Source organism: Rhodovibrio sodomensis (assembly GCF_016583645.1).
Taxonomy (GTDB): Bacteria; Pseudomonadota; Alphaproteobacteria; order Kiloniellales; family Rhodovibrionaceae; genus Rhodovibrio; species Rhodovibrio sodomensis.
Genome location: NZ_NRRL01000084.1, coordinates 1 through 19,075 on the forward strand (window position 1 = coordinate 1; position 19,075 = coordinate 19,075).

The following is a 19,075-nucleotide window of genomic DNA, read 5'->3' on the forward strand; positions in this document are numbered from 1 at the left end:
GGCAAGGTCGTCTACTGGGTGCCGCCCGGACCGCGTAAGCTGAGCCCCGCGGTGTTCGGCACCGCCGAAGATCCGAAGATGACCCTGGCGCCGAAGCTGAACAAGGCCCGGCGCATGGTCGAGGCCGGCAAGATGCCGCCGACGGTCCCGCAGCTGCTGCAGGACCTGCCGATCCTGGTCGGCGTGCCGGAGAAGGCACGTTCGCAGGCACCCGGCGGCGGTCAGATCCTCAAGCACCCGACGCCGTTTCCCGACAAGGGCAGGATCATCCAGGGCAACTTCCGCGCGGCGTTCTACGACGAGGTGAACGAGGATCCGCCCGGCAAGCCGGGCCAGACGCCGGACAGCGCGGAGCTGACGGCCGAGTTCACGGACCCCCAGGGCAATGACTACCGCGTCGTGTTGGACCACGTCGTGAAACCGCCGTTCCCGGGCTACGCGACGGATGGCGGTGTGATGCTGGATGCGGTCCACCACGGCGCGACGGGAACTGGCACGCCGCTGATGCCGCAGGTCTGGACGATCGGCGCGCTGTGGGGCGTGGGCGAGGTCTACGTCAACGGCGAGCTGCAATCCAAGGGCCAGGTGATGCACCTGATGACCAGCGAGGTGGTGCGCGACAAGGACTACGATCTGGCGCTGCAGGAAGACATGCCGCTCCAGCCCTCGGAGTGGCACGTCAAGGGCCAGCCGCACCACACCCACCTGATCGTCCTGCCCGTTAAGGGCACCAAGAAAGGGCCCGTGTTCAGCCCGGTCCCCACGGCTTTCGAGCTGCCCAACGGCAAGAACCAGCCGTTCATGCACATCATGTTCGAGCAGGACACGGTGGTCCGGCAGACCAGTTGAACCGGCCGATGGACAAACTGGCTCGCCCTCGCTCACGCAGCAACCGCCCATTTGTGAGGTACATGCCATGTTTTTCCGGTTCCGCCATCTTGCAGCGACCGCGCTGGTGATCGCCACTGCGGGGTCGGCCGCCGCGGACCCGCCGACGGTCACGGGCAAGGAGTTTTCCTTCCAGCCGTCGAAGATCGAGGTCCCGGCCGGCGAGACGACGACGATCACCTTCGAGAACACCGGCCGGCTCAGCCACAACCTGACGATCCCGGCCCTGGAGGCCGCCAGTGGGACGATCCAGGCCGGCAACACGGCGAAGATCACAGTGGCGCCCGAAGAACCCGGCCGCTACGAAATCCGCTGCAGTGTGCCCGGTCACGCGCCCGCCGGCATGACGGGGACGCTGGTGGTGACGAAGTAGCCTTTACGTCGGAGAACAAACCGTCGCTCTTGTTAGGTGACGAAGCCCGCGTCACACGTCCGTGAACACGGCTTGCACAAAACCACGGTATCGCCACGTACATCCCACGAATCACACGTTGGAAAGTGAGGGAATAATGGAAGGTACGTGCAAGTCGCTCGACATCGACACGTTCAACGCGACCCGTGACCATGTTGCGGAGAACCCGGCCGACGGCCAGGGCAGCTTCGAGACGGTGACGCAGTGGCAAGACGGTGCACAGGCGGTGACGAAGGCCCGTTCGTTCACCATCCAGACGGACGAGCCGGCCCCACTGGGTGGCAAGGATCAGCACATCGACCCAATGGAGTTGTTGCTGGCTTCTCTCGGCACCTGCCTGACAATCGGGTGGGTGAACCAGGCCAACTTCCGCGGTCTGGACTATCGCGACCTCAAGATCCGGGTGCACGCGCCGTTCGATCTGCGCGGATATCTCGGGATCGACGGCGATGTCCGCCCGGGCTTCACGGAGATCAGCTACACGGTTGAGGTGGACACCGACGCGGATGCAGAGACGCTTGAGGAGATCCGTAAGGCGGCGGAGTCTTCGTCGCCGATGTTCGATAACATACTGAACGCGACGGCGATCAGCGGCGAAGTTCAGACGCGCGGGCACGGCGCGGCTGCCTGAACCGGGGACTATGAACACCAGAGCGCCCGGAGCCGAGACCTCGGCTGCCGGGCGTTCGCTGGTCGGATCAGCCTTACGTGGTTCGCACATCCCTTCGCCCTCGTCGGCGGCCATAGCCGCTATGTTGGTGTCACGCGTGCCATGCCTCGGGCAACCGACGGGCCCCGGGGTCCATTCACGTTCGAGTGCGCCGCCTTGGCACCGACTCGCAGGGCCCAGCAACGTGAGCCTGCTCTGGTACGGCTACAGCATTAAACCCTAGGATCATCCGAAAGCTGCTCGGCGTATCTCTGGGTGGAAGAGACGTACGCGGAGCCGTTAGCTGACGAGAAGATGCTGGCGATGCGGCTTGGCATGGCGAAAGAGGGACCTACGGATATGTATCGAGGACATCCTGTACTTCCACAGCGATTCCAACGTCGGGGCCGTTATCCCGCGCAGCAGCTGAGCGCGGCAACATCTCGATCGAAGGTCTGCGCCGCCAGCTTCAAGCCTTCCACCGTCGTCAGGTACGGGAAGACCATCTCGCCGAGTTCGGCGACGGTGAGCCCCTGCCGGATCGCAAGGGCAGCCGTCTGGATGCTGTCGCAGCCTTCCGGGGCCAGGATGTGCGCGCCCAGCAGGCGATCGGTACCCACCTCGGCCACGAGCTTGATCAGACCGCGCGTATCGTTGGCCGCGAGCGCCCTCGGCAGATGTTCTAACGGCAGAACGGAGGATCTTACCTCCAGCCCGGTCGCCCGAGCGTCGGCGTCGGTCAACCCCGCGCTCGCAACCTGCGGGTCCGTGAACACGACCGATGGCATGGCGAGCCGGTCGTATCGTCGCTGGTCGCCGTCCAGGGCGTTTAGCGCAGCGATCTTGGCACCGTGCGCTGCCATGTAGACGAACTCGTCGCGGCCGGTGACGTCGCCTGCGGCGTACACGCCCGGTCGGTTCGTGCGCATATGGTCGTCGACCGGGACGGCGCCGCGGGCGTCCTGGCTCACGCCCAGTTCATCCAGTCCGAGGTTTTCCGTGTTGGGTCGTCGGCCTGCCGCGACCAGGACGGCCTCCGCCTCGGTACGGCCATCGCCCAGCGCAAGTTCGATTCCATCGGCGGTCCGGGCGATCGACCGATAAGTTACACCGGCCCGGACGTCGATGCCCTCCGCCCGCAGATAGCCGGCCAGCGCCTCCGAGATCTCGGGCTCGGCCTCGGGCAGAACGCGGCGCCGGGCCGTCAGCGTGACCTGGACGCCGGCGCGCTGGAAGAGCTGAGCCAGCTCGCAGCCGATGTAGCCGGCCCCCACGACAATCATCGAGGCGGGCAGCTCCGACAGTTCTAGGGCGCTCGTGCTGGTCAGCACCGGCACGTCATCGATGCCCGGGATGTCCGGAAGGGCCGGTCGGGCCCCAGTGGTCAGGACGATCTTGTCAGCGCGCACGTCCGTGCCGTCGACCAAGACGCCGTCCGGCAAAAGCCGCGCAGCACCTTCGATGTAGGAGACCTCCGGATAGCGCGCCAGGACGTCGAGGTACTTGGTCTGGCGCAGATCGCCGACCAGGGCGTCCTTCTGCGCCACCAGGGCGCGCCAGTCGGTCAGCGTGCCGCCGGCGTCGACGCCCGCGAAGCGAGCTGCGGTACGCGCCCCGTGCAGCGCCTCGACGGCGCGGATCAACCGCTTGGAGGGCACGCAGCCGACGTTGACGCAGGTGCCCCCGGCCGTGCCGTGGCCGATCAACGCCACCCGGGCACCGCGTTCGGCCGCCGTGATCGCCGCCGAGAAGCCGGCCGAGCCGGCACCGACAACAACGAGATCGAAGGCGCCTCCGGCTTGCTCGCAACAGGATGATCGGCTCATGGCGCGGCGCGTCCGGTCTTGCGCTTGCGGTAAAGCCGCAGGGCGGCTATGGCGGTAACCGCCAGCGAGAACGCGAGCAGCGGCAGTAGGACGTAGTCCAGCCATGCCAGCCAGGTCGCGAGGCCGATCGCCGGCAGTACGATCAGAAGCAGCGGTGTGAAGCAGCACACGGCCGCGATCACTGAGCCGGCTCCGCCGGCAAAGAGCAGCTTGCGGTCATCCATTGGTTGGCACCTCGGCGGGCTGGGACGGGAAGCCGATGCCGCCAGTCGCCCGTGTCAGATCGTCGACGTCCGTGATCTCGTCGTCGTAGGCGACCCGGGCGCGCTCACGATCGTAGGAAAGGTCAACGGTCATGACGCCGTCGCCGTCGAGCAGGGCCTGGCGGACCATTTACGGGCAGCTGGCGCAGGTCATGCCGTCGACCTCAAGCGTCATGCTCCGCTCCGCCGCCTCGGCGTCGAGGCCGGCGGCGGTGACTAGGCGAGAGATCAGATAGCGCATCGAAGGTCCTCCTCAGGTGCCGAGCAGGATCGGGGCGATGTCGGGATAGACTGCGGCCGCGACGACCAGCGCGGTCGCCGCCCATAGCGCGGCCTTGACCACGCGCCGCGGGAAAGGTCGCGCACAGCCGTCAGCGCCGCAGATGACCTTGTGGCGTCGGTAGACGCGGTGGAAGCCGTACGCCAGTCGCCGACGCCGACGGCCAAGAACAATGGTTGGTAGGGCGCCAGCGCCGTCAGCGCGCCGATCCAGGCGCCGGTGACGCCAAGGGTGAAGCGGGCCAGCGGCAGGATGCAGCAGGCCGCAGCCCCGAAGGCACCGGACACCGCAGCGACCACCGCGAGCATCGACCCACGGTCGTTGCCGGTCTCGCGACGCACTCTTGGATGCTGGTGCGTCGTGCTCATGATCTTGCTCCTGACCCGTTAGTCGGCAACATGGGAGCTGTAGCGACTACAGGTTCAAGGGGTTTTTTTTGGGAGGTTAGGGATGTCCGAAGACGAACGGCGCCTGAGCATCGGAGAGGTGGCCCGTACTACCGGGTGCCAGGTCGAGACGATCCGCTATTACGAGCGCGCTGGCCTCTTGGCGCCGCCTGTCCGGACGGAGGGCGGGCATCGCGCCTACGATGTGGCCGCGGTCAAGCGCTTGAGCTTCATTCGGCGGATGCGCGAACTCGGCTTTCCGCTCGACGACGTTCGCGAACTGCTGGGTCTCGTCGACGGTGGGGACTACGCGTGCGCCGATATCCACGCGATGGCGCAGGGCCGGATCGGCGAGGTTCGTCGCAAGATCGCCGACCTTCAGCGTATCGAAGCCGTCCTGCTCGAAATGACGGCAAGGTGCGAGCGCGGCGAGACACCCGATTGCCCGATCGTCGAAGAACTTTTCCAGGACGTGCAGCGGCCTGGGATCCCATCGCCTACAGTCGATTAAGGCAGACGGGGCTTGTGGTCTGAGGCTGCCGGCAGGAAATCTTATCTGTTGGACGGGTGTACCTTCGGCAGCGGACGCGGCTCAGCCGGCGCCGATGGGCCAGGGATGACCCGAAGCGGCCGAAGTTCCTACCAGCGGATCTGTGTTTGCCGCCGCGCGACCCTTCTGCCCGCTCAGCCGAACCAGAGCATGGCGACAGCCATGCTGGATAGCGCGATCGGCACGCCGGCGTAGGCAAAGCTGGCGAAGCCGACGCGCACGCCGTACTGGGCGGCGCGCTCGGCGACGATCAGGTTGGCGAGGCTGCCGAGCAGCAGGAAGTTGCCGGCGAAGGTCGACAGCACCGCGAGCGCGTGCAGCGTCTCCGGACCCAGTCCCGGCAACAGTTCCAGCAGCAGGATCACCGCCGGCACGTTGCCGACCAGGTTGGACAGTAACAGCAGCGCCGGGGCGAGAACCGGCAGCGCGGTCAAATCGCCGACCAGCCCCTCCAGCGCCCCCAGGGCGGCCGCGCTCAACCCGGTCGCGGTCATCGCCGCCGTAACCACGAACAGCCCGGCGAACAGCAGCAGCAGATGCCAGTCGACGGCCGCAAGCATGTCGCGGCTCGCCAGCCGCCGGCTCAACAGCAGCACGGCGGCGACGCACAGTGTCCCGAGCGCCGGCTCGACCGGCGACAGGAAGACCGCGACGACGGCCACCACGGCCACCGTCCCCTTGCCGGTCTGCCAGCGATCCAGCGGCACCTGATCGCCCCTGGCGACGTCCGGCCGGTCGACGGCCGGCACCGTGAAGTGCGCGTGCCAGACCAGCCGCACGGTGGTGAACACGATCAGAAGCGCGATCAGCGCCGGCGGCGCGCACGCCTCGACGAACGCCAGGAAGTCCAGGTCGCCGCTGCGCGCGATCAGGATGTTCTGCGGGTTGCCGATCGGCATCGCCGCCGAGCCCGCGTTGCTCGCCGTTGCCAGCGCGATCAGAAACGGCCGGGGATCCCGGCCTTGTCCGAGCAGACCGGAACACAGCAACGGCGTCATCGCAAACACCACGACGTCGTTGGCAAGCACGGTGGACAGACCGCCGGCGGCGATCACCACGCCCGCCAGCAGCAGCGTCGGACGCTGGCCCACGGCAACGATCCGGCGCGCGAGAGCTTCGTAGGCACCCGCGGCGCCGAACTGCGCGGAGACCACCATCATCGCGAACAGTACAATCAGGGTGTCGCCGTCGATCGCCTCCAGAGCCTGACGTTGCGATAGGGCCCCCGCCCCGACCACGGCGACCGCGCCCACGACCGCGATGCCGGTGCGGTCGATCCGCAGGCCCGGCAACCGGCCGAGCGCCATGCCGAGGTAGGTCACGGCGAAGATGGCGGTGACGATGACGGGCACGCGCGGGGGCTCTCAGCTGTCGAGACCGGGGACGGGCGAGTGTAAGGTTCTTCGGTAGGGCCCAACGGTCCTCGTAATCGGTCTTTTTCAAGCCGTGCTCGGTGCGAAGAAGGCGCTTCAGTGTCTTGCAAGTCTTTCCACAGTCAGAGCAAGACCTCGTTTTGCGCCAGCTGTTGCACGGCTTGACCGGCGGGGCGCGCCGCGTCCCGCTGGGCCGCGGACGCTGACATGTTGGGCCGCCAGCGTCACGGCCATAAGCCGTTACCGTGTCAGTCCAGGTAAGCGATGCTCAACCTGTTACGGGTTCGGCAGTCTGTGGTCGTATGCTCGTTCCTTGAGCTGGAGGATCCAATGGTACGAGCGCTTGATCCGGTGATTCTGACAAACCGAGGCTGTTTTCCAGCTTTTGGCGTGCGATGATGTAGTTCAACCTGTAGTCTAGCGATTGGGCGAGTTCACTACAGCTTTGTGTTAGAAAACCGATCACGGACATCAGCGCAACGACATCGCCCGTGCTCGTTGCAAAGCGACCTGTGCTTGCAATGCCCAGCACCAGGGCAATCGTGATCCCGGAAGCCAACTGCGGGCCGGCACGAAGAATTTCGGACCGCCATCCCCGCTGTATCGCGGCGTCGCGCAACGCACGAGAGCGCTTACGCAGGCGCCGTCGTTCACGCAGAGCATCGCTATCCGGCAGACGGTTCAAGCTCTCCAGCATTTCGCCGACGTGTGCCGAGACACGTCCACGCCGTCGCCGCATCTCGGCGATCCGAACGAGCAGATGCCCGCGGATCGCTAGGACGAGGACCCCGGCAAGCAGGAACGGCACCGCCGCAACGAGGGCGAGACGGGGCTCGATCACGATCGCGCCAACGAGCGCGCCAAGCGTCGCGATCGACCCCGTGACCAAGCGGGCCAGACCGCGGCTGACCCATAGGCGGGCCGCCGAAAGATCGCTCACGAACCGCGCCATCATAAGACCGCGCCGTCGTGGTGGCATGCTCTCCGCGCGCTGCCGCAACAGATCGTACATCCGCAACCGACAGCTCGCCACGTAGCTATGACCCAGCCGTTCGGCGTCAGCACGCCAGAGCAGGGAGACGCAGAACGTCACAACGGCGATCACCGCCAGCCCGGCCAGGAACTCGACGATGGTCGCGGGCTTGCCGATCGCCAACGCGTCGAAAACCGCTTTGATCAGGATGACCGTTGCGACGGCGCCGGCGCCCTGGATTAAGCCCCAGAGGACGAGACGGGCGAAGGTGCGACGGCGTCCGTCGACGAGGATGGGGGGCATGACCATCGGTCAGGCTCCCATCTGCTGTGTAATCCCTTGGAGGCGCAGGGCCCCGTCAGCGGAGATTTGCGTTGCGCCAGAACCTTGCAGCAGGCCGACGGCGCATTCGCTCTGCAGGAGATGCGCCGTTTCCACGACGTGGGCGGCGCAGTTCGCTTCGACCTCGCGCATCGCAAGCGCGGAGGCCGTGAACAGGCCGGTCACCGCGGACGGGAACAGACCCTGTCGGTTCAGCACGTCGACACCCTGGACCGCGCTGAGGCCGTCGCACGCCGCGAACAAGACGACATCGATCAGCGAACGGAACTCCGCGTCGCCCACCAGCCCCGCCGTCTCGCTCTGATAGAGACCGTCAGCGACTTCCAGGACGATGACGTCGGGACCGCTTGCCTCCAAGTGCCCGAGTAAGAGCCGGGCGCCGGTCTTCACGTCCGCCAACGGCGCTTTGTACGTGCTCGCAAAGCCAGCATCGGTGAAGTCCAGCACCGGGCAGGCGCCCGCATCCCGGAAACTGCTGACATCGGCGGAAGCACCAGTCCCCGTGATTTTGGCCGCGCCCACCCGATAGCCAGCCGCCACCAGTCCGCGAATCGTATTCCGCGCGGCCGTGGTTTTGCCGCTGTTCATCTGTGTACCGAGGACTGCAATCGTCGGCGTCCCACCCACCGGCAGCGACTCCGGCAGCCGGAAGTCGGCCAAGTTGATCCGCTTGCCCATCCGGTCGGCCAACAGGCCGATCGGATGGAGCTTGGTCGGCTCCGACATTCTGGTATGGCGGCCGACCTCCCGACCCGCGATCCCGCCGGCGGCGACGAGATCGCAGGCAAGAAGATCCTCTGGGACCTGTGCTTCGAACTGGTCGGTCGCATAGCGGTTGCCGTACGCCACAGCCACCAGATCGCCGGTGAAAAGGCTCGCGCGTCGTCCGTCCGGGGTCTGTAATCCAGTGTGCTGACCGAGCGTGACAACTTCAGCAAGCACCACGTCGCCGGCCTCGGGTTTTATGGCTGACCCATCGAGCAGCCGGGTGCCGCGGCTAAAGTCGACACGTCGCGTCGTAAACGCCCGTTTGAAGCGTTCGGGTAGGTCTTGTCGGATGCGGATCATCGGGACAGCCTTTCGGGCAGGTTCGTGAAACAACGGTCTTGGATGACCGTTCGCATTTCGCCAACGAGCCTGGCCGTGCGTTTATTCCCGAGAAAGTTCGCTGAAGGTTGCCGCGGGCCCGCACCTCAGAGCGTAGCGTAGGAGACCGTGACCGAACGCATCGTCCGGTCCGGATGGTCCGAGGTCACGCGCCTGCTCGCTCAGCTTGCGCTTGACGGCGCTCAGGGATCGCTCAGCGTTGAGGGCATCGGCGATCGCGGCTGTGACGAAAGGGACCGCGAACGAGGTCCCCGTGACCACCTGGCCATCCAAGCCTTTCAGCGCGACGCCGGGTCCCGCGATAAAAACGTGCTCGCCTCTGTTCGCTTGTTCGTAGCGACGCATGTCGCTACCTACGGCGGTCACGCCGATGACTTCCGGATAGGCCGCGGGATACGTCGCAGCCGCCAAGGGGCCGCTATTGCCGGCGGCCGCGGTTATCGCGATGTTCCGGATTTCCAGCGCCGAGACGGCTCGCTGGAGAAGTGCGTTCGCGGGGCCGGTCAGGCTCAGATTCACGGCGTGCACGTCCTGGCCGGCCAGCCAGTCAAGCGCGCGGACAAGCGCCAATGTCTCCGCTGCCGCCCCGTCACCGTCGGCGTAGAACACGTCAGCCGCGAACAGGCCCGCTCCTGGCAGAGCGCCGGCAACGCCGTGGTCGGGCGCGCCCACGAGAAAAGCCGCCACAGTCGTACCGTGCATGGGATCGCTCCGCGCGCCCGAGGCGAACCGGCGGTTCATTCGCGGCGCCGTGGCGGTACTCAGTCGTGGCAGAGCGACATGCGTATCGACGATGCCGAGCCTCAGTCCTTGCCCGCACGACGCCGGGCGATCCGTCCACCCCAGCGCTTCCAGGGCGTTGGTGGCCTCAGCGCGTTGCTGCGCTGGGCGGTAAATGTGGTTCAGCGTGAAAGTACCCGGGCCGAAGCGACGTAGCCTGTCCTGGAGCACGGCGGCACGCACGTTCGACGTCGCGCGGAGCCGGGTGATCGAGAAGCCGAGTGCGTCGAGACGCACGGTCTCGATCTCGGTCGCGTTGAGGAAGTTCAGGTTATTCCGTGTAAATGCGGGCAGATCGCTCGAAAGCACTTCGCGCGCGACGTGGGCGCCGCCGTCCTGCGTGGTCCCGACGCCGGCTGTATCCTGACGATCGTCGTCGTCATCCTGGCCCTCTAACCCATCGCCGCCGTCCCCATCCCCGTCGTCATCGTCATCATCGTCACCGTCGCCGTCGTCATCACCATCGCCGTCGCCGTCTCCATCTCCATTTCCGTCGCTGTCCCCATCTCCGTCGCCGTCGCCGTCCCCGTCGCCATCTCCATCGCCGTCGCCGTCGCCGTCGCCGTCCCCGTCGCCATCTCCATCGCCGTCGCCATCGCCGTCTCCGTCACCGTCACCGTCTCCGTCGCCATCCCCGTCTCCGCCGTCGGCCAAGGCCGGCGAGATCCCGAGAGGTGTTGGTGCGTCGGGTAAGGCGATCGGGGCGATCGCCAACAGCAAAGCCATCGCGCTGACTCGGGAAAGAAGGCCGGCCCGTAAACGGTGGGGTTTCTCCCGCGCTCCGGTATCGGGATCGGTCTTTGGCGCCTCGTCGAAGCGTGGGAATAGACAATACTTCACGTCTGGAACTCCCCAAGAGATGCCGCCGGTTCAGCACGACCGTCTTCATGTCTCGCTATTGCTCAACACGCGTTTTTCCGCCGCGGGTGAAAGCGGCTCGGCGGTGCGCCAGGAATCGCGCAGGCGTCTGAGCGCGCTGGCGCCTTCGGCCGTCCGGTAAGTACCGTCCTTCGACAGCCACAGCACGGCCTCGTTGGACCAGCGCCCGTCTTCCCGTCGGCAGGCAACACCGGCCAGCGTGTCTTCTCGATCGGGAAGCCGGGCCTGATACTCCCGGCAGACGGTGGCGCCACCCGGCCGAAAGGTCGCGACCGGCGCCACCCGGGTCTCGCCTGCTTGGGATACTTCTCCACTGGCAACAGTTTGGAGCGCTTCGTGGATGGGCGAATCGCGCGGGATCTGACCCGTCAGATCAAGGCCTGGCGTTCGGCCGCTGTCCTCAGGCGTGAACAGGACAACAGCGAGGGCGCCCGCGAGCGCGCCCGCAACCACCCCAGCGCCCAAAGCCGGTACCGGCCGCCACAGCCAGCGGACCCAGTTGGCGGCGACGATACGCGCCCCGACCGATCGCCGATACGCGTGACGTAACCCCGGCTCTGTGCCGGGCTCTGCGGTGGCAGCGGTCTCCGCGATCCGCCGCAAGTGCGCCGGTGCCGGCTCGTCGGCAAGCTCCGCGTAAGCCTGGCGCGCGAGAGTCCCGGCCTGCGCGATCCGCTGGTAGCGCTGCCGCAACGCATGATCGTGCTGCAAAGCCTCGGCCACTTCACGATGCCGGGACTCCGGCAATTCGTTGTCGGCGTAAGCCGTCAGGTCCTCGTCGCTGATCGCTGTCATCGCAGCTTTCCGACGGTCATACCGGCGTTCCTATGGTTCGGGCTCTCCAGCATATCCGCCAACTGCTTCCGCGCGCGCGCCAGCCGGCTCATCACCGTGCCCACCGGGACGTCCAGGATTTCGGCTGCCTCCTTGTAGGACCGCCCGTCGACGCAGACGAGGGCGAGCACGTCGCGCTGCAGGGCCGGGAGACGCGCGATTGCCACCCGGGTCTGGCTCAAGGCCACCCGAGCCTCGGCGAGTCGGTCGCCCGGGTCCGCCCCCAAGTGCCGGTCGCTCACCTCGGGCACGCTGACGAATCGCCGGTTGCGGCGTATTTCGTCGATCCAAACGTTGTGCACGATCCGCATCAGCCACCGATCAAGGTGCGTGTCGGGTTGCCATTGATCGAGCCGCGTCAACGCACGCTCCAAAGCGGTCTGGACGATGTCGTCGGCCGCGTCCCGGGACCCGGTAAGCGTGCATGCGAAACGGCGCAGCCGTGGGATCAGGTCGACGATCTGCTGACGGACGTCACTCACGGATAGCCGTACCGGGCACGTTCGCGGCCATTGGTTAGACAGATAACGGGCATGGCGATGGGTCTATTCCGTGACTACAGGTGTTTTTTTTGTATTGCGGCGAGCCCTGCGAGACCGGCGTGTAGGGTGGACGGGCGCGCCAGTGCTCGACATTGGCATGGCCGCGCGGGACAGGCCCTGGCATCTACGCTCCTGTTTTCGGATCAAGGATCCCAATCCATCCCGATCTGTCATATCCGTCGATAGTTCGGGCGCGAGAAGTTTGCTCAACGGCGGCAGGTTTCCAGTATGCCGTGCCGCTGGATCGAGAGGACAGCAAGAAGACCGTGCGCCACGCTGTCGATCCGGATCGTGTTGTCGTAGACCTCGGTCCGCAACGCGCCCGCCACCCGTCCACGATGGCTGACGTAGTACATGTCCGTCTCGTCCACGAACTGCAGCTGACGCAGGGCGCGCAAGCCCAAGCGCAGTGCGTGCGAGTAACGTGCTCGCCGATCCGCTTCGCCACACCGAGCGGCCAGTCGCCACGCCTCTGCCAGGCCCTCCAGATAAACGGCCGTCGATGCCGCGTGCGGCGGTCCGAAGTCGGGCCGATCCGGCCGGTAGAAACGCCCGCGAACGTCGGCCGGCAGATCGTGATCGGATTGCTGCATCGCCAACAGCCAGTCCGACATCTCGAACACCCAGTCGGCAAGCCAGCGCACGGCGGTCAAATCGTGCAGGGCTGCTGCCGCCATCGTATGCCATGGCACGAACGCGGGGTTACGCGCCCGGCGATGCCAGTGGGCGTACCAACGCAGGCTTGTCAGGCACCGCTCGACGAGCCGCCCATCCCCTGTCGCGCCGGCGTAACGGACGAGGAACAGAAGAGCTTCGCCGGGGTAGAAGTTCTGCTGATCGGTCCGGGCGTCGGGCAAGAGGAACGTCCTGAATCGACCGTCATGACGAAAGCAGGTGAGAACGGCGTCGCGCACGCCGGCCAGCGCGTCGCCATCCCGCCCAACCCCAGGCGCGTCCAGCAGCGCCAGGCCGGCGATTGCGGATGCGCCCAGCTTGGCCTTGCCGTCCTGGACGATCGCGTGCCCGCGTCCGACAGGTCGATAGGTCGCGTTCAGAACCGCGTTCAGGTGACGTTGACCGGCGTCTGTGGCTTCTTGATCGCCGGCCCAGAGCCCCTGGCGGAACAGTGCCACGGTCGCGAGAAGTTGCCGTAAGACGTTGTTGCTCCGTGCCCGCTCGCCCCGGCTCGGCCAGTATTTGTATGGCAAGTCGCCGTCATGTGTCTGGTTGGTCAGAAGCCAAGTACGCAGCCCGTCGCGGAGGCTCGTAACGAGATCGGTCGTCACCGCCCGCTCGGGCGCGACGGTGTTCCCGCGGTACAAGGCGGTAACGTGCCAGCCGGTCCCGGCGCGTGTCGCCAGGAACGATCGCGTTGCGAGATGGGCAGCTGTGACCTGTCGGTTCTTCTCGGAATCCGCGTAGCGCTCGACCTCGCGTGCGATCGACCGGTTGGTCGCGATCGTTCGGGTCGGTGCGATCCAGCGCCGATCCGAGGCCCGGTCGAGGCATAGCGTATCGCGCCCCCGCGCATCCCGTTCGGTGCGCAGGCGCGCAGAGCCGGACACCACGCCAGGAGCCAGGCAGACACAAATCTCCAGGGTGCATGCCCGTGGCGCGTCGTCGGCACCGAGACAGGCGGAAAGCGCAGCCAGAACGTCGCCGTCAGATCGCCAGCGCGCCTCTCGAAGCGTGCCGTGAACGCGTTTCGCAACGTAGACCGGCCCTGGCATGAGAGACGGTCGCGCAGCGGCCACGGGCCACCCGTCGAGACTTTCAAGCGTCCCTGTCAGTGCCTCGGCTGATGGTGTTCGCCGGTGTCGTGACATCGAATTTTTTGCAATTTTTGATTGATAACACGGGTTTTTGGAGTTGGCCCGGCTCCGACGAAGTTGCCAAGCAGCGGGGCGGCAGGTCGCCCCTCTAAACCAGCTGTGATTGTGTACTGGGATGTCGGCGACACATGACTCGTCCTTGCCGATACCGACGCGCTATTAGTCAACATCACGGAACTGGGTCCGATCTAGCAGAACTGCCTGACCGAGCGTCTTGCGGGTCCCGTCCTCTTTGCGTAAGAGCTGAACGTAAGCTGAGCCGTCCACGCCAGTGTAAACATTGTGCACATACCACCGAAGGCGTCGTTCCTGGCCGAACGGGCCTTCGCGGACTTCTTCGAAGGTATCCCCGACTTGAGGAGGCTGGACTCTCTTGAGCATGGTCTTTGAATAACACACGGCTGGGTGAGCGAGATAGTGCACCTGCTCGACCGCAGACGCGCTGATACCTTCAGGCGGTAGCCGGGGCCGTCTCGTTCGATATGCTCAACACCAGCACGAACTGACCGCGGGTGAACTGGACCTGCTTGTCCGCGTTCCGCGGGATCGGGATCTTCTTTGAGAAGCAGTCACTCAGGAGCGCGGCGGTGAGTTCCGCGAGCCCGAGATCGAGTGTTACGCGCTCGATGCCGTTGTTGCCCACCACGTGGACACCGTCGAGCGCATCACCGTTCGCGATCGGCTTCACATGCCGCACGGTCACACCGAGCATCTTTTCGCCGCGCTGCCGGACGAACCTTTGAGCGGCAGCTGCCACCTCGACATCGCTGAAAGTGATGTATCGTTCTTCAGATGGCATGGCGAACTCTGTTTATACTGACCTAGGCTTACAAGTCGTTCCCATAACGAACCGTTAAACTGCCCAAAAGAATTATCGGCACGAATACTGTAATTGGTACGTCGGCTGCGCCGTGTGTGCCGCTTGGACCACACGGGCCAACAGCGTGTCCGTTCGTGGCCTGAACCGCCCGCTCGACCGTGCGCGAAGGTAGGCAGGTAGGCCTTCAGAACCTGCCGCGACTGCTGAGAACGCGTCTCGCTGGCCTTCTTGTGGCAGGTTCCCATAGAACACCGGCCGCGTCCGTACCGGCTCGGGACGGCCCCCATGACCCGAAGCGGCCGTATGAATTGGCCAATGGTTTCCTGGTACACCTCACCAAAGCAACCGCGAAAGCACTGTTCGGCTGGTCGGGACATGATCCGGTTTGGCATCGATTCGGATATTCGCGGCGTCACTTGGCAGGGTTGAATGCCCGTCCGTTGGTGGGGCCCATTTCCGTCTCGATTGTTGCCGTAACCGCGTCAATTTCGATGGCAAGCATGTCGAGTAATGGCTTGCAAGCATTCAGCGTATCGGCTTGTTGGATGTGCCCCGCAATCGCGGCGACCCGTTCGAAGCCGTAGTTGCCGGCCGCACCGCGGAGCGCGTGCACGTCAGCTTTCATGTCCTGGGCGGCTTGTTCGGTGCTGTCTGGTTCCCGAGCAGCCGCCCCGATGCGCTCGGAAAGCGCCTGTCCTAATGCCGGCCAGGCCCGAACGAGTTCGGCCAGCTGGTCTTCGCCGAGCGCCCGCATCAGCTCGCCTCGTGTGTCCGAGTTCCAGACCGGCAGGGGCGCGAGCCATGCCGGATCACCATCGCAGGTCGCTGCCTGCTCGTCCTGCGCCTCGATCGTGGGCGCGCCTGCGATCGACCCGTTGTCTTTGCCCACAGGCCCGACCTGCTTGCAGTTGGAGTTGGCGACGCCCAGCGCTTCGGCGAGATCGACGAGCTTGCGCCATTCAATAGGTTTGTTCAGGAAACCATCGAGCCCCGCAACCTGGTACTGATCACGGTTCTCCGTCATTGCGTCCGCCGTGAGCGCGACGATCAGGGTCTGTGACGCCGGTTCGGGCAGCCGGCGTATCGCTCGCACGGCCGAGCATCCGTCCATCACCGGCATGTGCATATCCATCAGCACCAGGTCGTAAGGTGAAGCACCCGCGGTCTTGACCGCGTCCAGCGCCTCCGCGCCGTCGGCGGCCGCCTCGACCTCGGCACCGAGGGCCGTCAACATCCCGACCAGGATGGTCCGGTTAGCCTCGACGTCTTCCGCAAGCAAAAGGCGCCGCCCCGACAATGGGCGTGCTGAAACGAGCGTCTGAAGGGCACCGGACCCCGGGGTCGTCGGAACGGCATCGGCCGGCGCGGCGCACAAGGGGAGATCGACGGTGAAGCGGGATCCGACGCCCACCGTGCTCTCGACCGTGATATCGCCGCCCATCGCCTGCGCGAGCTTGCGGCTGATGGTGAGCCCGAGGCCGGTGCCGCCGAAGCGTTGGGCCGTGGCGGTGTCGGCCTGCTCGAAGGCGTCGAAGATCGCGGCTTGCCGGTCCGGCGGGATGCCTGGCCCGGTGTCGCGAACAGCAAGAACCAGACGCATCTCTCCATCAGGCGTCTCCGACTGCGTAGCACTTATCTCGACGAAACCGCGCGTGGTGAGCTTCACGGCGTTGCCGACCAAGTTCGCCAGGATCTGGCGCAGCCGCTGGCCGTCGAGGACCAGCGTGCCGGGCAGCGCTGGATCACGGATGAGGTGAAGCGTCACTCCGTTCATCTGCGCGCGTGCCGTGAACAGCGATTGGACGTCGCCGATCAACGCGTCGAGATCGTATGGTTGGGGATCGAGTTCCAAACGCGCCGCGTTTATCTTCGAGAGATCGAGTAGATCGTCGAGGAGACCGCGCAAATTGTTCGCCGAACGCCGGCTCAGGTTCAACGTGCTGCGATGTTCGGGCGGCAGGTCGGCCACCGAAAGGAGCTCCAGAGACCCGGTGATCGCGGTCATGGGAGTGCGCAGTTCGTGACTGATCTGGGCCAAAAACATCGACTTCGCCGTGTTAGCCTGTTCCGCGGCAACGCGGGCTTCATCGAGAGCGCTTTCGGCCCGGTGGCGCCGGTCCTCTAAGAGCAAAAGAAAACCAACAAGCCCGCAGCCGGCTGAGTAGGTCAGGGTCAGGGGCAGACCGATCTTGCGGACAATCATCAGGGCTTGGTCCATGCCAAGCGCGGTTAGGGAAGCGAACACGGGGACCATCGCGACCATGCCGCCCAGCGCAAGCCACAGCGGCCCAAAACCCGGCAGGCGGGGGCGCAACCACCAAAGGCCGACCGAAACGCTCAGCAGGCCGACAAGGCTGAGCAACGCTGCCGGGACGCCCGCACCACCGACCATGATACGGACAACAGCGACGATCGCAGCCGAAACAACCGCCGCCCATGGTCCGGCGAACGGGCCTGCCAGGAGCACAGGAATACCGCGCAGGTCGAAGATGATACCAGGCCCGAGGTTGATCGAGACGGCCATTGAGACGGCGCCAGCGACCCCGAACACAGACCCCATGACTAGGCTGTACCAGAGCGGCTTCTTGTTCTCCAGGCGGTGGCGCAGCAGCGAATAGGCCAAAGCGACACCGGCCATTAGGCCAAGATTTTGAAGCAATGCGAGTTCTTGCGGGAAGGGGTCTGAAAGCACGGCGATCCTTGCTCAGATGAGTGCCAGGGCACGTTGAGAGAAAAGCTTTTGCCTGCCTGGAAAACCAGGCCGCTTTGTTATCGTCCAGACTCGTTGAGAAGCCGTAAAACTCGACGCATGCTGCTCACTCACCGGCCGATCGATGTGGAAGTAGTGCCCAGTGTTGGTCGCCGCCCCAAAGATCTGACTGAGAAAGGTTATTCCGGCTCGACACCCAGTGCGCGTGAACAGGCTCTTCCGCTCTTGGCCCGAGGTTGCCGCCTTCCGGCGTGTCGCGGTAGGCGGGTGGACCCTCCGAACCTGCCGTCGCTGCGCCCACCGTGCCTCGCTACCTACCATGGCCCGAGCGCGTCGCCGTCCGCTACCGGAAGCGGGTCGGGTTCAACGTCGAAACCTGTCGTAAGGTCTGACAGGTCTGTTGATCCACGTTACCGGCAATTAGACGCTTAGCGGTGGGGGCGCGGCAGACCCTATCGGGTGCGCTCGCGCTTGGCATAAGAGGCCGGGGCAGTGGCCTACTCTCTGCACTGCTGCCCCGGCATGAGGCGAGCGCGCCGTTCTAACTCAGATGATGGACCTCCTGGAGCCCATGAACGGGTGTTGGGATACCCTCCATCCGCGCCTTCAGCTGCAGCGACAGGAACTGCGAATAGTGCCGCGACTGGTGCAGGTTGCCGCCGTGGAACCATAAGGCTTCCTGCTGGGTCGGCTTCCACATGTTGCGTTGCTCGCCTTCCCACGGACCAGGGTCCTTCTTGGTGTCGGAGCCGAGACCCCGCGCGGCCTCGTCGCGGAAGCGTAGAAACGCGGAATAGAGGGGCTCAAAGAGCACGCCGGTGGCAGCCGGTGGCAGCCGGCTTAACCGGTGCTTCTACACAACACCAATGGAGACGACCCTCGTTACCAGACAACCGAACGACGGGATGTCGGTTGTTGGCCCATCCCGGCTGTGGATCGGCGCGGGGTCCCGGCGCCGATCGGCGCGCCATCATGTTGAAATTGAACAAAGATAGTTGGCGTGACCTTGGCGCCGATCTCCACATATAGCTCCTGTTGCTTGGTGGCAGAGCTTCATATGTTGCGCAAAGCGCGGCCACAGCGGTCTTTTTCAACAGTATCGACCCGAAGCGGCCGTACACTCTGCGCGTTGGCACACCCTGACCTCGACATGCGACGTCCGCTGGACCAGACAATCACTTTTTCCGTGAGTGATCGTCCTCGTGACGCTGATGCTGCTTGAGCGCGCGCAACTCGCGTTCGTAGTCGTACCGCGCGAACAGCCAGCGGACCGCCGCCGCCACCTCGGCGCGCGTCATCTCCGGATGCAGTGTGCGGATCGGCGGCATCAGGCCGAACCGCTGCAGCGCCTCGCGCATGGCTTTAACCTTGCCGCGCGCGGGATCGAAGGTGAAGTCGACCACGTGATCGACGAATGCCTGTTCGCTGTTGCCGGTCTTCTTCCGGATAATCGTGGTCAGCAGGTTCATCGGCGGCGCCAGCATGTCTTCCGCCCGCTCGGTTGCGCATTTCGGCGAATTCGCCCGGGTGTTTCGGCTGAAACCGCCCACCCGGTTCGGTGAATCCGCCCACCCTGTGCGGGTCGCATGAGAGGTCGGGGCGCGGGCCTTCTCGTTACAGCTTACGGGT

Annotated in this window: 19 protein-coding genes and 1 pseudogene; 4 read left to right on the forward strand and 16 right to left on the reverse strand. The window is 65.4% G+C overall.

The annotated features are described in order from the left end of the window. The 3 genes from CKO28_RS20135 to CKO28_RS20145 all read left to right on the forward strand — a co-directional run. On the forward strand, window positions 1–849 hold an 849-nt coding region (locus tag CKO28_RS20135), incomplete at its 5' end, for a hypothetical protein (RefSeq protein ID WP_200342613.1). Between the two features lie 67 nt (window positions 850–916). Then, window positions 917–1,261: a cupredoxin domain-containing protein gene (locus CKO28_RS20140; protein ID WP_200342615.1), complete on the forward strand. Its 345-nt coding sequence runs from the start codon at window positions 917–919 to the stop codon at window positions 1,259–1,261. Window positions 1,262–1,397: 136 nt separating this feature from the next. Next, complete coding sequence (locus tag CKO28_RS20145; protein ID WP_200342616.1) at window positions 1,398–1,931, forward strand: OsmC family protein; 534 nt, start codon at window positions 1,398–1,400, stop codon at window positions 1,929–1,931. Window positions 1,932–2,359: 428 nt separating this feature from the next. On the opposite strand, the gene merA is transcribed toward CKO28_RS20145, so the two are convergent. The 4 genes from merA to CKO28_RS20165 form a co-directional block, all read right to left on the reverse strand. Then, complete coding sequence (gene merA / locus CKO28_RS20150; RefSeq protein WP_338050198.1) at window positions 2,360–3,775, reverse strand: mercury(II) reductase; 1,416 nt, start codon at window positions 3,773–3,775, stop codon at window positions 2,360–2,362. Continuing rightward, the gene (merF, locus tag CKO28_RS20155) at window positions 3,772–3,999 is read right to left on the reverse strand and encodes a mercury resistance system transport protein MerF (protein ID WP_200342617.1); all 228 of its coding nucleotides are present in this window, start codon (window positions 3,997–3,999) and stop codon (window positions 3,772–3,774) included. The genes merA and merF overlap by 4 nt, the downstream gene beginning before the upstream one ends. After that, window positions 3,992–4,132 carry a heavy-metal-associated domain-containing protein gene (locus tag CKO28_RS28570; protein WP_242480690.1) on the reverse strand — a complete coding sequence of 47 codons (141 nt, stop codon included), beginning with the start codon at window positions 4,130–4,132 and terminating at the stop codon, window positions 3,992–3,994. Before CKO28_RS28570 ends, merF begins: the two co-directional genes overlap by 8 nt. Window positions 4,133–4,266: 134 nt before the next feature. Then, a complete protein-coding gene (locus CKO28_RS20165) occupies window positions 4,267–4,686 on the reverse strand; it encodes a mercuric transporter MerT family protein (RefSeq protein ID WP_200342618.1) in 420 nt (139 codons plus the stop codon). 82 nt (window positions 4,687–4,768) lie between these two features. Between CKO28_RS20165 and CKO28_RS20170 the strand changes: the two genes are divergently transcribed. Continuing rightward, a complete protein-coding gene (locus CKO28_RS20170; protein WP_200342619.1) occupies window positions 4,769–5,215 on the forward strand; it encodes a MerR family transcriptional regulator in 447 nt (148 codons plus the stop codon). Between the two features lie 173 nt (window positions 5,216–5,388). On the opposite strand, the gene CKO28_RS20175 is transcribed toward CKO28_RS20170, so the two are convergent. The 12 genes and pseudogenes from CKO28_RS20175 to CKO28_RS20230 all read right to left on the reverse strand — a co-directional run. Then, a complete protein-coding gene (locus CKO28_RS20175) occupies window positions 5,389–6,606 on the reverse strand; it encodes an SLC13 family permease (protein ID WP_338050199.1) in 1,218 nt (405 codons plus the stop codon). A gap of 28 nt (window positions 6,607–6,634) precedes the next feature. Continuing rightward, window positions 6,635–6,799, reverse strand: a pseudogene (locus CKO28_RS29400) (MucR family transcriptional regulator); the annotation flags it as partial. Between the two features lie 96 nt (window positions 6,800–6,895). Continuing rightward, entirely contained in the window at window positions 6,896–7,909 is a 1,014-nt protein-coding gene (locus CKO28_RS20185) for an ABC transporter ATP-binding protein (RefSeq protein ID WP_200342620.1), read from the reverse strand. A gap of 3 nt (window positions 7,910–7,912) precedes the next feature. Beyond that, the gene (locus tag CKO28_RS20190) at window positions 7,913–9,010 is read right to left on the reverse strand and encodes a hypothetical protein (protein WP_200342621.1); all 1,098 of its coding nucleotides are present in this window, start codon (window positions 9,008–9,010) and stop codon (window positions 7,913–7,915) included. 81 nt (window positions 9,011–9,091) lie between these two features. Next, window positions 9,092–10,555 carry a S8 family serine peptidase gene (locus CKO28_RS20195; protein ID WP_200342622.1) on the reverse strand — a complete coding sequence of 488 codons (1,464 nt, stop codon included), beginning with the start codon at window positions 10,553–10,555 and terminating at the stop codon, window positions 9,092–9,094. Window positions 10,556–10,714: 159 nt separating this feature from the next. After that, window positions 10,715–11,503: an anti-sigma factor gene (locus tag CKO28_RS20200; protein WP_200342623.1), complete on the reverse strand. Its 789-nt coding sequence runs from the start codon at window positions 11,501–11,503 to the stop codon at window positions 10,715–10,717. Then, window positions 11,500–12,024, reverse strand: a complete 525-nt coding sequence (locus CKO28_RS20205) for a sigma-70 family RNA polymerase sigma factor (protein ID WP_200342624.1) — start codon at window positions 12,022–12,024, stop codon at window positions 11,500–11,502. Before CKO28_RS20205 ends, CKO28_RS20200 begins: the two co-directional genes overlap by 4 nt. Before the next feature lie 266 nt (window positions 12,025–12,290). Continuing rightward, window positions 12,291–13,814: a hypothetical protein gene (locus tag CKO28_RS20210; RefSeq protein ID WP_200342625.1), complete on the reverse strand. Its 1,524-nt coding sequence runs from the start codon at window positions 13,812–13,814 to the stop codon at window positions 12,291–12,293. A 553-nt stretch (window positions 13,815–14,367) separates the two neighbouring features. After that, complete coding sequence (locus CKO28_RS20215) at window positions 14,368–14,715, reverse strand: hypothetical protein (RefSeq protein WP_200342626.1); 348 nt, start codon at window positions 14,713–14,715, stop codon at window positions 14,368–14,370. A gap of 433 nt (window positions 14,716–15,148) precedes the next feature. Then, window positions 15,149–17,428 (reverse strand): ATP-binding protein, encoded by a 2,280-nt coding sequence (locus CKO28_RS20220; RefSeq protein WP_200342627.1) that lies wholly within the window; start codon window positions 17,426–17,428, stop codon window positions 15,149–15,151. 559 nt (window positions 17,429–17,987) lie between these two features. Then, on the reverse strand, window positions 17,988–18,260 hold the full coding sequence (locus CKO28_RS20225) for a hypothetical protein (protein ID WP_437127643.1): 273 nt from the start codon (window positions 18,258–18,260) through the stop codon (window positions 17,988–17,990). Window positions 18,261–18,621: 361 nt separating this feature from the next. Continuing rightward, window positions 18,622–19,075 (reverse strand): hypothetical protein (locus CKO28_RS20230; RefSeq protein WP_207168890.1); only part of this gene is annotated, 454 nt, incomplete at its 5' end.

Bases quoted from the DNA above. Each gene is read 5' to 3' on its own strand.
- CKO28_RS20140 (WP_200342615.1), top strand. From the start codon at position 917: ATGTTTTTCCGGTTCCGCCATCTTGCAGCGACCGCGCTGGTGATCGCC.
- CKO28_RS20145 (WP_200342616.1), top strand. From the start codon at position 1,398: ATGGAAGGTACGTGCAAGTCGCTCGACATCGACACGTTCAACGCGACC.
- merA (WP_338050198.1), bottom strand. From the start codon at position 3,775: ATGAGCCGATCATCCTGTTGCGAGCAAGCCGGAGGCGCCTTCGATCTC.
- merF (WP_200342617.1), bottom strand. From the start codon at position 3,999: ATGGATGACCGCAAGCTGCTCTTTGCCGGCGGAGCCGGCTCAGTGATC.
- CKO28_RS28570 (WP_242480690.1), bottom strand. From the start codon at position 4,132: ATGACCGTTGACCTTTCCTACGATCGTGAGCGCGCCCGGGTCGCCTAC.
- CKO28_RS20165 (WP_200342618.1), bottom strand. From the start codon at position 4,686: ATGAGCACGACGCACCAGCATCCAAGAGTGCGTCGCGAGACCGGCAAC.
- CKO28_RS20170 (WP_200342619.1), top strand. From the start codon at position 4,769: ATGTCCGAAGACGAACGGCGCCTGAGCATCGGAGAGGTGGCCCGTACT.
- CKO28_RS20185 (WP_200342620.1), bottom strand. From the start codon at position 7,909: ATGGTCATGCCCCCCATCCTCGTCGACGGACGCCGTCGCACCTTCGCC.
- CKO28_RS20190 (WP_200342621.1), bottom strand. From the start codon at position 9,010: ATGATCCGCATCCGACAAGACCTACCCGAACGCTTCAAACGGGCGTTT.
- CKO28_RS20195 (WP_200342622.1), bottom strand. From the start codon at position 10,555: ATGGCTTTGCTGTTGGCGATCGCCCCGATCGCCTTACCCGACGCACCA.
- CKO28_RS20200 (WP_200342623.1), bottom strand. From the start codon at position 11,503: ATGACAGCGATCAGCGACGAGGACCTGACGGCTTACGCCGACAACGAA.
- CKO28_RS20210 (WP_200342625.1), bottom strand. From the start codon at position 13,814: ATGCCAGGGCCGGTCTACGTTGCGAAACGCGTTCACGGCACGCTTCGA.
- CKO28_RS20215 (WP_200342626.1), bottom strand. From the start codon at position 14,715: ATGCCATCTGAAGAACGATACATCACTTTCAGCGATGTCGAGGTGGCA.